A 15,681-nucleotide genomic window follows, 5' to 3' on the forward strand; every position below is an offset into this window, starting at 1 on the left:
GGGTGGCGGGACGCGGCATGGACGCAAAACAATGGCGGCAACCGGGGTCGCCGCCATCGTCATCCCCGATCCGGCACGATCAGGAGGCGGGCGCGGTCGGCGCGTCTCCATCAGCCGGGGGAGCGGCGGCGGCCGCGGGTTCCTCGGGTTCGGCTTCGGCGCCGTCGTGGTCTTCCAGCATCTCGTCGCCGACGTGCTCCATGGCGCCCAGGTCCACGCCCTGCGCGGTCATTTCGGCCTGAATGCCGGCCAGCGCGGCGCCACCGACCAGTTCACAGTACAGCTGGATGGCGCGGATGGCGTCATCGTTGCCGGGCACCGGATGGGTCACGCCGTCGGGATCGCTGTTGCTGTCCAGCACCGCCACCACGGGGATGCCGAGCTTGTTGGCCTCGTTGACCGCCAGGCTTTCCTTCACCGTGTCGATGATGAACAGGATGTCCGGCAGGCCGCCCATCTCCTTGATGCCGCCCAGGGCCAGTTCCAGCTTGTCCTTCTCGCGGGTCAGGTTGAGCAGCTCTTTCTTGGTGAGGGCCGACAGCTCTCCGGAGTCCAGCTTCTGCTCCAGCTCGCGCAGGCGGCGGATGGAGTGGCTGATGGTCTTCCAGTTGGTGAGCATGCCGCCCAGCCAGCGGTGGTTCACGTAGTACTGGCCACAGCGCTTGGCGGATTCGGCCACGATCTCCTGGGCCTGGCGCTTGGTGCCGACGAACAGCACGCGGCCGCCGCCCGCCACCACGTCGCGCACGGCCTCCATGGCGCGATGCATGAGCGGCACGGTCTGCTGGAGGTCGATGATGTGGACGTTGTCCCGCACCCCGAAGAGGTAGGACTCCATGCGCGGGTTCCAGCGGCGCGTGTTGTGCCCGAAGTGGCAGCCCGCCTCAATCATTTGGCGCATGGTGAAGGTCGGCATGACCATGATGCAGTGATCCCTGTGTTTTCCGGTTGATCCGCCGCAGGCATGTGAGCCGGGGCATGCGCCGGCCCCCGATCGGCTCGGGTTCCGTCACACGCCATCGACACCGGAACGACCCCGCGCCGCACCGCGCCGTCCGAAGACGAACCGGTGCCGGGGCCGCGAGTCCCGCGTGAGGGTTGGCGGCCGGGTTCTACCCGCTCACAGGGGCCTTGACAAGGACAAAGAAGAATGATGGCCGGCGCCCTCAGGCGCCGGCCACGCCGTCGATCCGCAGCACAGCCTGCTTGGCGAAGGGACTGACCCCCAGGACCGAGACCCGCCAGCCATGACGGTCCGCCGCCTCGTGGAAGGCACGGAACTCGTCCTCCCGCCAGCCGGGGTTCATCAGGAACTCGTCGAAGGCCAGAACCGTTCCGGGACCCACGCGCGGGGCCAGCGCCCGCAGCACATCCACCGTCGAGTCGTACAGGTCGCAGTCGATGTTGGCGAAGCGCACCGCGCGGTCCGGGTGGGCGGCCAGGACCGCCGGCAGGGTGTCGGCGAACAGGCCCGGATGCAGGGTCACGCCCGGCGGCATGGCCGGAAGCCGGCCGCCGGTGGAATACAGGCCCGGCGCGTGGCCGTGCCAGGCCCCGGGCAGGCCGGTGAAGGTATCGAAGCCGTGCACGGGTTGGCCGGCGCGGGCGGCGATGGCCCGCAGCGAATGCCCGAACCGCACGCCGAACTCCAGCACCAGTCCCGGGCGGCGGGCCTGATCAAGGGCGAAGGCCAGGCCGGCGATGGTGGTCCCCAGCAGACGCGCGCCGTCCGCCAGGGCCGGGCGGATCCACGCCAGGCTGTCCAGCACCGGCGCCGCGTCGGGACACGCCGCCAGCCGCTCCAGATGCGCGTCGGCCACCGCCCCGGCCCCGCGCGCCAGCGCCAGCGCCGCCGCCAGTCCACGCGCCAGGGCATGCCCGGGGTCGGCCCGCAGGGCATCGGCAAGCGCGGCCTCGGCCGCCGCCAGGCCGTCCCGGTCCAGCAGCAAGGCGTGCCGGTTGTACTGCACCGCCCCCCGTTCGGCGCCGCCGGCCAGCGCCAGCGCCCGGTCGAACAGGGCCAGGGCCTCGCCGGGCCGGTCCATGTCGGTCAAGGCGTTGCCCAGGTTGTTCAACGCCGCCACCGCCGCCGGCGCCAGCGCCAGCGCGCGCCGATAGTGCCGCTCGGCGGTCTCCAGGTCACCGAGATCCTGGCACAGGGTCGCCAGGTTGATCCGGGCCGGCGCCGCCCCCGGACGGGCATGGCAGGCGCGTTCCAGCCACCGGCGCGCCGGGTCGACGCGGCCGGCCTGATAATGGGTCAGACCCAGGAAGTTCAGGGCGTCGGCCTCGGCCGGCGCCCGCGCCAGGACCGCGCGGTATCCCGCCGCGGCCGTGGCGATGTCGCCGCGCCGATGGGCCTCCAGCGCCGCCGTCAGTCGATCGGCCGTGGACAGAGCCGCCGGGGATGGCATGACCCTCGTCTCCTCCGTCTCGTGGCGTCCGCCCGGGCCACCCGCCCGACCCGTGGGCCGCCCTGCGCACCATGAAGTTATCTGAATAGTCCTTTTAGGGGCTGCGCCACACCCGTGCATCATGGTCTTCTTGGGAGACCCCTTGGTCGGCGGTCGCCCGGCCTGTCGGTCAGGGCAACCGGCCGGCCAGGCCAGCGCGGGAGGACCCCCGATCCATGCGCGTGTTCCTGTTCCCGCCGACCGTCATCCTGGTGACGGCCGTGCTGCTCATGTCGTCTGGAGGGCCGGTCCAGGCGGCCGAGTCTCCCTCCGGCTTCCGGCCAGCCTTGTTGTTCGACGTGGATCAGCCAATTCCGGACTCGGGCATGAGCTTCCAGGCGGTCGCCGCCGGGGGCGCGCGGGCGTTCGCCTCGCTGAGCGGCCAGCCCGTGGCCGAGATCGTCGGCGCGACCGCCGATCGTCCCGACCTGGACGTCGCCGAGGCGACGACTCGGTTCGCCCTGGCCGAGGGCTATACCGCGCTGGTCGGCGTCGGCTTCTCCTTCGCCCCGGTGTTCGCCGCCCTGGCCCCCCGGCATCCCGAGGTCCGCTTCGTCCTCATCGACTCCGTGGTGGCCGGCGCCAACGTGCAATCGATGGTGTTCCGCGAGGAGGAAGGCGCCTACCTCATGGGGGTCATGGCCGCCACCACCACCCGGCACGACCATATCGGCTTCGTCGGCGGCTGGGATTCGCCGCTCATCCGCCGTTTCGCCTGCGGCTACATCCAGGGGGCCCGCTCGGTGACCCCCGACCTGACCATCGACGTGTCGATGGCCGGGTGGGATCCGTCGGCCTTCAATGCACCGGAGATCGGCTATCGCCTGGCCAACGAACAGTTCGCCCGAGGGGCCGACATCGTTTTCCAGGCCGCCGGGGCCACCGGCGCCGGCGTGATCCGGGCGGCGGCCGAACGCGAGGGGTCGCTGGCAATCGGCGTGGACTACAATCAGAATGGAGCGGCCCCGGGGCATGTCCTGACGTCCATGCTCAAGCGCATGGATATCGCCGTGTTCGCGGCGCTCAAGGCGCTGGCGGCCGGAACCTGGACTCCCGGCACGCAATTTCTTGGCCTGGCCACGGGCGGCGTCGGCTGGGCGCTGGACGAGCACAACGTCCACCTCCTGTCGGAGGACACCTATCGCGCCGTGGAGGATGCCGAATTCGACATCCGCATCGGTCGGACGCGGGTCGCCGCGTACGACGACGCAACCGGATGCCCGGAGCACGACTTCGGGCTCTACGCCCCCGGGGAATGACCGGAGCGGACGGAACGGCGGGACACGGCTCATGCGCACGACGGTTTCCAACTCGCTTCGGATCTCGATGGTGGGAATGCTCGTCCTCATCCTGGTGTCGTCCGGCCTGTCGGCGCTGTCGTTCCAGCAGATGGCGTCCCGGGTCACGGTGGTGACCCACGACGTGCTGCCGACCTTCAAGCAGGCGGACATCATCAAGGATCTGGCCCGCGACATCGACCGGATCGCGCACCGGATTCCCAACACCGCCAGCGCCTTCGAACTGGAGGCGCTGATGTTCCGGATCGGCGCCCTGACCGCGGAGCTGCACGCCGCCATCGATGCCCTGGACGGCGTGCTGGTCGAGCCCACCGAGAAGGAGGCCGCGCGGCACGACCTGACCCTCGTGAAGACGGCCATCGATCACCTGCACGGCCTGATGGTCGCCCGGGAGGCCCAGCGCGCCACCATGCGCCTGGCGATGAGTGCCCTGGATGACGCCCGCGCGCGCCTGCGCCGCGCCGTCATGGCCGAGGCCGGCCGCCAGTCCCTGGTCGGACCGGCGGCGCGTCCGCCCGACGCGCCGGGCCAGTCCCGCCTGATCGCGCTGCTGCATGTGGCGGACCTGGCCGAGATGGCCTTGCTCGACCCCAATCCGACGCGGGTGGTCCTGCACCGCCGTCAGTTCGATCGGACCGTGAACCAGTTCCTCGCCAACCCCGGTCTGCCGCATGCCATCGGCACGGCGCTGCGCACGACGCACGCGCGCCTGGGGCCGGTGTTCGAGATGCGCCTGGATGCGCTTCGCCTGGACCTGCGGATCCGGGTCGCGGTGGAGAGGCTGGTCGCCCTGGACCGCCTGATCATCCACGTCAACGCGCTCACCGACCGCATCGGCGATCATACCCGCGAGGCCATCGATCGCGTCGAACGCACGGCGATGACCCGCTCGCCGGTGCTGCTGATCGCCGCGCTGCTGTCGATCCTGCTGGCGGTCATCGCCCTGGGCTACGTCAACTCGCGGGTCGTGGGACGCATGCGCCGGGTCCGCAAGGTGATGCAGGACCACGTCAGGGGCAACCGGCCGCCGCTGGACGTGGGCGGCGGCGACGAGATCGCCGACATGGCGCGCAGCTTCCGGCACTTCGTGGAGGCCGTGGACGAACAGACCGGGAAGGTGCAGCGCCAGCGCGACCTGATCAAGGCCGTGCTGGACAGCATGACCGTCGGCGTCGCGGCCTTCGACAAGGACCTGAGGCTCATCGCCTGGAACCAGCAGTACCTGGACATCCGCGACTATCCGGCCGACCTGGCCCGCGACGGCACGCCCTATGCCGCCTTCATGGCCCACGACGTCGCCCGCCGGGAGTTCGGCGACGGCGATCCGGCGGTCATCCTGGAGAGCAAGCTGGCCGAGGCCCGCCGCTTCGCGCCCCATGCCTCGGAACGCCGGCGGCCCGACGGCACCTACATCGAGATCCGGCGGGGTGCCATCGCGGGCGGTGGCTTCGTCTCGCTGTTCGCCGACATCACCGCCCGCAAGCGGACCGAGGAGGCCCTGACCCGCGCCCTGGAGGACAACCAGCGCCAGACGGACCGCTTCCGCAACCTGACCGCCAACCTGCCGGCCATGGTGGTGCAGTTCGAGATGCGCGACGATGGCCGCCCGCATGTTCTGTACGCCAGCCCCGACATGCTGGCCGTGTTCGGCTTCTCGGGCGACAGCCAGGAGCTGGAAGACGACCGCACGCGCCCGCTCCTCGACCGGGTCCACGCCGAGGACCTGCCGGCGCTGGAGGACGCGTTCCGCGCCCGCCTGGCCAGCCGCGAGGACCTGCACCAGACCTTCCGGGTGCATGACGCCGACGGCCGCGTTCGCTGGCTGGAGGCGGCCGCGCGCGCCTACCGGTCGCCCGAGGGCCGGTGGCTGTGGGACGGCATGCTGCTCGACGTCACCCAGCGCACGCTGGCGGAAGACGCGCTGCGGCGCACCGAGGAGACCCTTCGGGCGATCCTGGACTCCTCGCCGGTCGGCGCCGGCATCGTGCAGTCCGACGGGCGCCTGTCCTTCGCCAATCCCGCCATGGCCTCCCTTCTGGGGCTCAGCCCGGCGGACCTGATGGCGCTGCCGGCCGGCACCGACAACACCGGGGACACGGTCGATGACCAGGGCCTGCTGGAGCGGCTGCGGTCGGGCGAGGTGATCCTTGAGGAGGAAATCACCATCCAGCGCGGCGACGGCACGCCGGCGCACGTGCTGCTGACCCTGATCCCGGCGGGCGAATGGGGCAGCCATTTCGGCTGGGTCTACGACATCACCGAACGCAAGGCGGCCGAGCAGGTGGTGCGCGCGCAGGAGGAACGCCTGCGCGCCATCCTGGAGACGTCGCCGGTGGGGGCCACCGTGGTCACCCGCGACGGCCAGTTCCTGTTCGCCAACGGCGCGGCGGCGGCCATGCTCGGCCTGAGCCGGGAGGCGATGCTCAACACGACCGCCCGCGACATCTACATGCGCCCCGCCGACCGCGACGCGATCGTCGAGCGCCTGGTGAACGGCCAGCCCATCCATGACGAGGACGTGGTCCTGAAGCGCCGCGACGGCCGACCCATCAACGCCCTGCTGACCCTGGTGCCGACACCCGAGGGCGAGGGGTTCTTCGGCTGGATCTATGACATCACCGAACGCAAGATGGCCGAGGACGCTGTCAAAGCAAAGATGGAGGAACTGGAGCAGTTCAGCCGCATCGCCGTCGGCCGGGAACTGCGCATGATCGGCCTGAAGCGGGAGATCAACGCCCTGCGCACCCGCCTGGGTGAGGGTCCCCCGTACGAGATCGCCGAGTAAGGGGACCGCGTCATGGGCATCTGGGCATGAACGATCGTGCGAGAGTGACGGTGCCGGCGCGCACCCGCCCCTCGATCATCGGGCTCGCCTCGGCGGCCCTGCTGGGCGTGGCGCTGGTCGGCATCCTGGTCACCGGCTCCATGACGATCGTCACCGAACTGGCCGAACAGGACCGGGAGATCGTGCGCGCCCAGGCCGCGTTCCTGGATCGCCAGCGCGGGCGCGTCCGCGACACCGTGCAGGAGATCGTCCGCACCATCCAGGTTCATCGCGACCAGACCGTGCCGCGTGTCAGAACCCTGGTGCGCGCCCGCACCGAGGAAGCGGTGGCCATGGCGCGTCATCTTCACGCCACCTACGGCGATCGGATGCCCCTTGACGAGATCAAGGACCTGGTGCGCGAGACCCTGCGCCCGATCCGCGCCGCCGATGGACGCGGGTATCTTTTCGCCGCGACCACCGATGGCGTCGACCAGCTTGGACCGCCGCCGGCCGGGCTGGACGGCGCGCCCGCCGCGACCACGCAAGGAGACGCGGACGGCGAGCGGCCGGATTTGCCGATCGGGGACATCATTGATGTCGGCAGACGCAAGGGCGCGGATTTCTACAGGTACATCTGGCCCCATCCCGACAAGGACCCGACCGAACGCTTCGAGAAGATCACCTACGTCCACCTGTTCGAGCCCTTCGACTGGGTCATCGGCAGCAGCGAATACCTTGTCGACATGGAGACCGACACGCAGGCCCGGATCCTGGACGACATCCGCCGCTTCCCCCGGCCCGATGTCGATGCCGTCCTGGTCACCCAGTGGGACGGGCAGGCCCTGATCGGACGGACCCCGGGCACCAACATCCTCGACCTGGAGGACGTCAACGGCTTTCGAATCATCGAGGAATCGATTCGCGTCTCCAAGCATGGCGGCGGCTTCCTGCTCTACGAACAGGACCCGCGATCGGCCGTCAACGGCGGCAAGCGCCTGTCCTACGTGGCGGGTGTCCCGGACTGGGGCTGGTCGGTGGAGGCGACCGTCGGCATGGACGCGGTCCAGGGCCAGTTGGACGCCATCCGCGAGGCCACCAGCGCCACGGTGCGGGCCACGATCCTTCAGATCCTGCTGCTGATGCTGCTCATGTCGGCGGCCGCCGCCCTCCTCGTCAGGCGCGGCCAGACCCTGATGCGGCGCAACCTGGACCTGTTCCTGCGGTTCTTCCAGGATGCGTCCCGGACCGCCAGCGCCATCGACCTGTCCCGCGTCTCGTTCTCGGAATTCGCCGCCCTCGCCCACTCGGCCAACGCCATGATCGAGGCCCTGGGCCGGACCCAGGCCAACCTGCGCGAAAGCCAGGACCGCTTCGAACTGGCCGTGCGCGGCAGCGGCGACGCCTTGTGGCTCTATGATTCCAGAACGCGCGACAACTGGCTTTCGCCCCGGTACCTGGAAATGCTGGGCTACAGTCCGGGCGAGTTGCCCGAAACGTTCGAGACCGTCGACAGCCTGACGCACCCGGACGACCGAGACAGGGTGCGCGACGCCTTCTACGCCCACCTTCAGTCCGACGTCCCCTACGACATCGAATACCGGGTGCTGGGCAAGGACGGGTCCTATCTCTGGATGCGAAGCCGCGCGGGATCCGTGCGCGACGCGGAGGGCTGCGCCATCAGCACCGGGGGCTCCACCTCCGACGTCACGGAACGCAAGCAGGCCGAGGACCGCCTGCGGTTCACCCAGGAGGCCATGGACAACGCCATCGACGGCATCCTCTGGGTCCGCATCGACACCGGGCGCCTGGAATACGCCAACAACTCTGTCTGCCGGCGCCTGGGCTACAGCCGCGACGAGATGGTGCGCCTGTGCGCCGCCGATCTGGACGACACCCTGACGCCCGACCACCTGCGCGATATCCACGCCTCCCTGGCCACGACCCCGCCGACCACCCAGGAGCGCCGCCAGCGAACCCGGGACGGAACCTGGCTGGACGTGGAGATCACCATGTCCCCGGCCCGCTACGGCGACGTGGACCTGCTGATGGTCTGGACGCGCGACGTCAGCGCCCTGGCCGCCCAGACCCGCAACTTCGTGGCCCTGCTGGAAAACACCCGCGATTTCGTGCTCATCAAGGACACCCGGCACCGCTACCAGGCGGCCAGCCAGACGCTGGCCCAGTTCACCGGGCATGCCTCCTGGCGGGACCTGCTGGGCCGCACCGATCGCGACCTGATGCCCGCCGAGCGGGCGGAGATCACCGTCGCCGAGGACCGCCTGTTGCTGGCCGGCGACCTGTCGACGCTGGACGTGGTGCAGCCCTGGATCGGCGCCGACGGCGCGGTCCGCTGGATGGACACCAAGAAGCAGCCCATCCGCGACGGCAGTGGCCAGATCGTCGGCCTGTTCGGCATCTGTCGCGACATCACCGACCGCCGCCAGTCCGAAGAACAACTGCGCCGCAACCGGCAGCTTCTGGAGGGCGTGCTGGAGAACAGCCCCGCGCTGATCTATGCCAAGGATCGCCAGGGCCGCTACATCTTCGTCAACCGGCAGTGGGAGAGACGCTTCAACCGCTCGCGAGACCAGGTCATCGGCCATACCGACATGGACCTGTTCCCCGAGGATCTGGCGCGCCAGTATCGGGACAACGATCTCATCGTGATGGCCAGCAACCAGCCGTTGGAGCAGGAGGAACTGTTCCGCGACGGCGACGGCGAGACGGAAGTCGAAGCCGTGCTGCTGGCCCGCAAGGTGCCCCTGCCCGACCCCAGCGGTCAGGCGGAAGGCATTTGCGGCATCTCTACCGACATCACCGACCGCAAGGCCATGGAGGAGGAACTGTCGGCCCGCGTGGAGGATCTCGCGGAAGCGCGCCGGGCCTCCCTCAACATGATGTTCGACCTCGCCGAGGAGCGCAAACGCGCCGACGACCTACGCGTGCGGGCGGAGGCGGCCAACCGGTCCAAGTCCAACTTCCTGGCCGCCATGAGCCACGAAATCCGCACGCCCATGAACGGCGTGGTCGGCATGATCGACCTGCTGCGGGAAACCCCGCTGAGCGCCGACCAGCGGTCCATGATGAACACCGTGCGGGAATCGGCCTTCTCGCTGCTTCAGATCATCAACGATATCCTCGATCATTCGAAGATCGAGGCCGGCCGCCTGACGCTCGAGTCCATCCCCGTCTCGGTGCGCGACATCCTGGAAGGCGTGACCGAAACACTGCTGGCCGACGCCGCCAAGACCGAGGTGCGGCTGTTCCTGTTCGTCGACCCGGCGATCCCGCCCCGGGTGCTGTCCGACCATGTGCGCCTGCGCCAGATCCTGTTCAACCTGGCCGGCAACGCCATCAAGTTCACCCAGACCTCGCCCGAGCGCCGGGGAGAGGTGCGCCTGCGCGCGGACCGCCTGGACGACGCCGAGGACGGCCGCATCCGCCTGGCTTTCGTCATCCGGGACAACGGCATCGGCATGTCGCCGGACACGGTCTCCAAGCTGTTCCAGCCCTTCTCCCAGGCCGACCAGTCCACCACGCGACGGTTTGGCGGCACCGGCCTGGGCCTGTCCATCTGCCGCACCCTGACGGACATGATGGACGGCACCATCGACGTGGAGAGCGTCGAGGGCACGGGCTCCACCTTCACCGTCACCCTGCCCATGCCCGCGGTCGCCGACGCCCCCGCCGAGGATCCCGACCTCTCCGGCCTGCACATCGGCTGCCTGGTGCGCGACGAGGACGACGCCGAGGCCGTGTCCCGGTACTGCACGGCCCGGGGGGCCACGGCCTTCCCCCTCGCGTCCCTGGCCGACGCCGCCAGGATGACGGAGCCGATCGATATCCTGGTGCTGTCGGATGCCTGGGGCCAGGCCGCGCGCCGGAACGTCATGACCACGGTCCAGGAGCGCGCGCCGGCCACCCGGTTCGTGGTGCTGACCGGCGGTCGCGGGGTGAGCGGGGGTCCGGCGCGCACCGATGCCGTCACGGTCGAGACCGGACCGATCCGGCGCTCCACCTTCCTGCGCGCGGTCGCCGTGGCCGCCGGGCGCGCCAGCCCGGACATGGACGACGAGACCCAGCAGGCCAGCGCGGGAACGCGGCGCGCGCCCTCGCTGGAAGCGGCCCGGGCGGCCGGGCACCTGATCCTGGTGGCCGAGGACAACGTCACCAATCAGGATGTCATCCGCCGCCAGTTGGCCCTGCTGGGGTTCGCCTGCGAGGTCGCCCAGGACGGCGTCGAGGCCCTGGCGCTCATCCGGACAGGCCACCATGCCCTGCTTCTGAGCGACTGCCACATGCCCCGCATGGACGGCTTCGCGCTCACCGCCGCCGTGCGAGCGCTGGAACACGACCGGCGCGACGACGGCCCGGCCCGGCGCCTGCCCATCATCGCCATCACCGCCAATGCCTTGCAGGGCGAGGCCGATCGATGCCTGGCGGCGGGCATGGACGACTACCTGTCCAAGCCCCTGGAGATGGGCAAACTGAAGGCCATGCTGTCCAAATGGATGCCGCGCGGCGCCAAGGGCGACCTGGCCGCCGGGGCGCCGGCGACCGCCCCGGGCACGGCGGCGGCCAAGCCCCCGCCCATGGATGACGACCGCGCCGGGGCCCGGATCACGGCGCCGGCGGTCGACCGCTCCACCCTGGCGGCCGTGTTCGGCGACGACACGGACACCATCAAGGAGGTGCTGGCCGACTTCGTGGCGCCGGCCGGCACCATCGTCACCGAGGTGCAGACCGCCGTGGCCCATGGGCAGGCCCAGGCCGCCGCCCAGGCCGCCCATAAACTGAAGTCGGCGGCCCGCGCCATCGGCGCCCATCGCCTGGCCGACCTCTGCCAGGACCTGGAGCAGGCCGGCAAGGCCGGGGACATCCGCCGCGTGGCCGACCTCGCCCCCCAACTGGCCCCCGCCTTCGCGGCGGTCGAGGCGTTTGTCCGCGATCCCGGCAAGGTCGTCGACACGGCGGCGGGGACGCCCGCCGAGACACCCGCCGCGCCACCATCCGCCGCCCCACCCCCCGCGCCCGGTCCCGCCGTTCTCACGCCACGGGCGACCCCAACACCGGCCCCAAAACCGGGCTCAAGGCCGGCTATCGATCCGGCGGCCCTGGCGACGGTGCTGGGTGACGACAGCGAGGCGGTGGGCGCCGTGCTCGCCGACTTCCTGGAGCCCTCCCGAACCGTCGTCGCCGACATCGACCGGGCCATGGCCGAGCGTATCCCCACCGACGTCGTGCGGGCCGCCCGCAGGCTGCAGGCCTCGGCCCGGACCGTTGGCGCCGAGGTCCTGGCCGACCTGTGCCAGGGCCTGGAGCAGGCCGGCGCGGCCCGGGACTGGGGTGTGCTCGACGGTCTGCACGCCCGCCTCGGCCCCGCCTTCGCCGCCGTCGAGGCCCAGATTCAGGAGCATCGCGCCCCGCCCCGTCCATGACACCACCCGTGGCCCCGCCGTGCCGCCCGACCTGCCCCGCCCCGCCCCCCGGCCCTGGAGACGCCTTCATGCCCCTTGCCCCCGACGCCCTGGCCCCGTTGACATTCCTGGTGGTCGATGACGAGGCCTTCATGCGCACCCTCATCAGCCGCGTCCTCAAGGGACTGGGCGCCGCCACCGTGATCCCCTGCGAGGACGGCCGCGCGGCGCTGGACATCGTGCCCACCGGAGCCGACGTGATCCTGTGCGATCTCAACATGCCGGGCATGGATGGCGTGGAGTTCCTGCGGCACCTGACCCAGACGCCCTTCATGGGCGCCGTGGTGCTGATCAGCGGCGAGGATCAGCGGGTCCTGAGCACCGCCGAGAACCTGGCCAAGGCCCATGATCTCAACGTCCTGGGGGCGCTGTCGAAGCCGATCACCCCGGCCGGACTGTCGGACCTGCTGGCGAAGCTTGGCGATGACGGGCTCGCGGGGCGGCGGCGCCAGGGGCCCGTGGACCGCATCACCGAGGACGACCTGCGACGGGGCATCGAGAACGACGACCTGGTGGTGTTCTTCCAGCCCAAGGTCCGGGTGCGCGATCGCAAGGTGGTGGGGGTGGAAAGCCTGGTGCGCTGGCAACACCAGACGCGGGGCCTGGTCCCGCCCATGGCCTTCATCCCGGTCGCCGAGGACCTGGGGCTGATCGACGCCCTGACCGATTCCGTCTACGCCAAGGCGGTGCGCCAGGGGGGGCGCTGGCTGACCGCCGGCCACGACATCAAGGTGGCGGTGAACATCTCGGTGGACTCGCTGACCCGCTTCGACCTGCCCGAGATGATCGTCGCCACGGCGGCGGCCGAGGGCCTGGACCCCTCGCACATCGTCCTGGAGGTCACCGAAAGCCGCCTGATGCACGACATCCGCAGTTCGTTGGAAATCCTCACGCGGCTGCGGCTGAAGGGCGTGGGCCTGTCCATCGACGACTTCGGCACCGGCCACTCCTCATTGCACCAGCTCAAGCGCATCCCGTTCACAGAACTGAAGATCGACCGCGCCTTCGTGTTCGGCGCCGCCCGCGACCCGGCCGCGCGCGCCATCCTGGACTCCAGCGTCGGCCTGGCCCGCAGCCTGGGCATGAGCACGGTGGCCGAGGGCGCGGAAACCCAGGAAGACTGGGATCTGGTGGAGTCCCTCGGCGTGGACATGGTGCAGGGCTACGTCGTCGCCAAACCGATGCCGGCGGACCAGTTCGACGCCTGGCTGACCGCGTGGGAGGCGTAGGCATCGACGCGTCCGGACGACGGCCGGTTCTTCGGCCCGGCGGACGAGCCCGATGCCGCCGCCGTCGGCATCACTGCATCGCCTGCACCAGGATCGCCAGTCCGTACAGTCCAAGCACCGTCACGCTTTCGAAGCCGATGCCGGCGATCCCCCGACGTTCGCGCACCACCAGGCCCAGCAGCAGAACGGCGGTCATCGCCAGACCGATCGTCAGCCAGAACAGATCCCCCCTGCCCACGGCGTGATAGAGCGACCCGTCCCGGTAGGCCACATCGGAGACGGTCAGGAACAGGACGTCGAAGGTGTTGCCACCGATGATGCCACCCAGGGCCAGTTGCAGGGCACCCCGCCGCACCGCCGCCAGCGTCGTGATCAGCTCGGGCAGCGAGGTGGTCACCGCCGTCATCAGGGCACCGACGGTGGTCTCGGAGATGCCCAGCATATCCGACAGACGCCCGCCAGCCTTGGAGATGGCCCACCCCGCGACGCCGAGCATCACCGCCAGCGCCGCGAACTGGACCAGCAGCAGCCACAGCCGCTCGCCCTCGCCGGCCTCGTCATCGGGCGTGTCGGTGCGTGTCTCCGGGGTCGTCTCGGGGTGCCACATGGGCGTCTGGCGGACCCGCGCGGTGGTCCGCACGCCCAGTCCATAGATCACCACCAGCGCCACCGACGCCGGATGGACGCCCCACAGCGCGATGTCCGGCCCGGTCGCCGCCAACAGCGCCACCGCCAGCATCAGGGACAGCAGCGCCGCCTGCACGATGCTGGCCAGTTCGGCGGCCGCGTGCTCCATGTTGGCGCGCCGGAACATCAGGTCGGCCAGGACCAGGAACGCCGTCTGCGCGGCGATGCCCCCGACGCCGTTGGCGAACGCGAGGGAGGCCCGCCCATCCAGCGCCGCCGTGACGGACACGACCACCCCGGAGAGCGACGTGGCCAGGCCCAGCAGGACGCCGCCGACGACCGCCTCGCCAAGGCCGGTGCAATCCCCCAGTCGATCCGCCAAGGCGGTCATGCGCACGCCCAGCACGCCAATGAACAGGCCCGCCACCACGAACAGCGCCAGCACCATGGGCAGGGACAACGAGTCGATCATGGGCGACCTCTGGCGCGGGACGGGACGGCGGCGGGACCGATGGCCGGCGACGCGCTGTCCCGGGAGCGCCCCTCCGCCCGCGCGACGCGACCGCGCATCATGGCCCGACGCTGGTCCAGGACGCGACGCGACGCGGTGTTTCTGGGATCGGTGCCCGTCCTGTCGACGGTCACGGCCGCGATGCTGGGGGACGGCGCCTCGGCGGCAGCGTTGGGGGGTATCCAGCCCTCTTCTGCCCGCGTCCACTGTAGCAGGCGGACGGCGCATCGAGAAGATTCTGGGCTGAAGGCCCAAGGCCTTATTGGAATCGCAAGGCCTTGGGCATCAGTGGCGGAGGGCCAGGGAGTCGAACCCTGTCACCCAGTTTCCCAGGTGTACGGATTAGCAATCCGCTGCATTACCGTCCTGCCCGCCCTCCGCAAGAGGGGGATGCGGCGCCGGACTCGTGCCGGAAACCGCCGCGCGCGGCCCCGGATCAGGCGGCGTGGGACGAGGTTCTACACGCTCCCGGGCCGACCCGTCAACCAAGGTATCCGCGATCATCGGGGTCGGACGGGCGGCCCCAGGACCATGACCCGGACCATGTCCCCCATCATGCCAAGGGGCCGCACGCCCTCGCGTGCAGCCCCTCTCGTCAGACGCGCCGGCTTTGTTGCTTCGCTGCGCCCTAGACGGTCCTCCCCGGTCCACTTGCGTGGTGGCCTTGTGATGCCACGAGCCATGCAGAAACAGCAACAAAAATCGTTATTGCAATGCAGAAATCGCATGGCAAGGGGCTCGCCGCCTCCAGAAAGCGCACATTGTGCGCAAACGGCCGCGCTCCCGGCGGTCGCGCGGCGCCGTGAACCCCCGACTCGCGCGCGGATCAGTCCGACTCGGGTCGCGTCCAGCGCGCGGCGGCCGCGTCATCGCTGTCCCGGGCCTCGACCCAGCGCCCGCCCTCGGCGGTGTCCTCCCGCTTCCAGAACGGCGCCCTGGTCTTCAGCCAGTCGATCAGGAAGGCACAGGCATCCAGCGCCGCCGCCCGATGCGCCGAGGCGGCACAGACCAGCACGATGGGTTCGCCCGGGGCCATGCGACCGTGGCGGTGGATGACCAGCACGTCGGCCAGCGCCGGCCAGCGCGCGCGGGCCTCGTCCTCCAGCGTCCGAAGCTGGCGTTCGGTCATGCCCGGGTAGTGCTCCAGGGTCATCGTCTGGATCCGGGCCTGGACCCGGGCCGGATCCTCGCCGGGCGCGCCCTGATGATCCCGCACCAGCCCCAGGAAGGTCGCCACGGCCCCCACCCGGCCGCTGGTGTCCGTGAAGGCGGCGATCTCGGCGCCGGGATCGAAGGGCTCGGCCTGCACCCGGATCACG

The 15,681-nt window shown here is 70.5% G+C and carries 8 protein-coding genes and 1 tRNA gene; 4 read left to right on the top strand and 5 right to left on the bottom strand.

Annotated features, from left to right (window positions below):
* Positions 1-79: 79 nt before the first annotated feature.
* A complete protein-coding gene (gene rpsB / locus GGD89_RS07310) occupies positions 80-922 on the bottom strand; it encodes a 30S ribosomal protein S2 (RefSeq protein WP_184043637.1) in 843 nt (280 codons plus the stop codon).
* 244 nt (positions 923-1,166) lie between these two features.
* Complete coding sequence (locus GGD89_RS07315) at positions 1,167-2,414, bottom strand: protein arginine N-methyltransferase (protein WP_184043639.1); 1,248 nt, start codon at positions 2,412-2,414, stop codon at positions 1,167-1,169.
* Between the two features lie 215 nt (positions 2,415-2,629).
* Between GGD89_RS07315 and GGD89_RS07320 the strand changes: the two genes are divergently transcribed.
* From GGD89_RS07320 to GGD89_RS07335, 4 genes are all read left to right on the top strand, one after another.
* The gene (locus tag GGD89_RS07320) at positions 2,630-3,712 is read left to right on the top strand and encodes a BMP family lipoprotein (RefSeq protein WP_184043641.1); all 1,083 of its coding nucleotides are present in this window, start codon (positions 2,630-2,632) and stop codon (positions 3,710-3,712) included.
* A 31-nt stretch (positions 3,713-3,743) separates the two neighbouring features.
* Positions 3,744-6,536 (top strand): PAS domain S-box protein, encoded by a 2,793-nt coding sequence (locus GGD89_RS07325; RefSeq protein WP_184043643.1) that lies wholly within the window; start codon positions 3,744-3,746, stop codon positions 6,534-6,536.
* Positions 6,537-6,562: 26 nt separating this feature from the next.
* On the top strand, positions 6,563-11,956 hold the full coding sequence (locus GGD89_RS07330; protein WP_184043645.1) for a PAS domain S-box protein: 5,394 nt from the start codon (positions 6,563-6,565) through the stop codon (positions 11,954-11,956).
* A gap of 68 nt (positions 11,957-12,024) precedes the next feature.
* Positions 12,025-13,224, top strand: coding sequence for an EAL domain-containing response regulator (locus GGD89_RS07335; RefSeq protein ID WP_184043647.1), 1,200 nt, complete (start codon positions 12,025-12,027; stop codon positions 13,222-13,224).
* 70 nt (positions 13,225-13,294) lie between these two features.
* Here the strand turns inward: GGD89_RS07335 and GGD89_RS07340 are convergent, their stop codons facing one another.
* From GGD89_RS07340 to GGD89_RS07350, 3 genes are all read right to left on the bottom strand, one after another.
* Complete coding sequence (locus tag GGD89_RS07340) at positions 13,295-14,323, bottom strand: sodium:calcium antiporter (RefSeq protein ID WP_184043649.1); 1,029 nt, start codon at positions 14,321-14,323, stop codon at positions 13,295-13,297.
* A gap of 328 nt (positions 14,324-14,651) precedes the next feature.
* Positions 14,652-14,741, bottom strand: a tRNA-Ser gene (locus GGD89_RS07345).
* A 447-nt stretch (positions 14,742-15,188) separates the two neighbouring features.
* Positions 15,189-15,680 carry a molybdenum cofactor biosynthesis protein MoaE gene (locus tag GGD89_RS07350; RefSeq protein ID WP_184043651.1) on the bottom strand — a complete coding sequence of 164 codons (492 nt, stop codon included), beginning with the start codon at positions 15,678-15,680 and terminating at the stop codon, positions 15,189-15,191.
* Position 15,681: the final 1 nt, after the last annotated feature.

It is taken from the genome of Roseospira visakhapatnamensis (genome assembly GCF_014197915.1).
Lineage (GTDB): Bacteria > Pseudomonadota > Alphaproteobacteria > Rhodospirillales > Rhodospirillaceae > Rhodospira > Rhodospira visakhapatnamensis.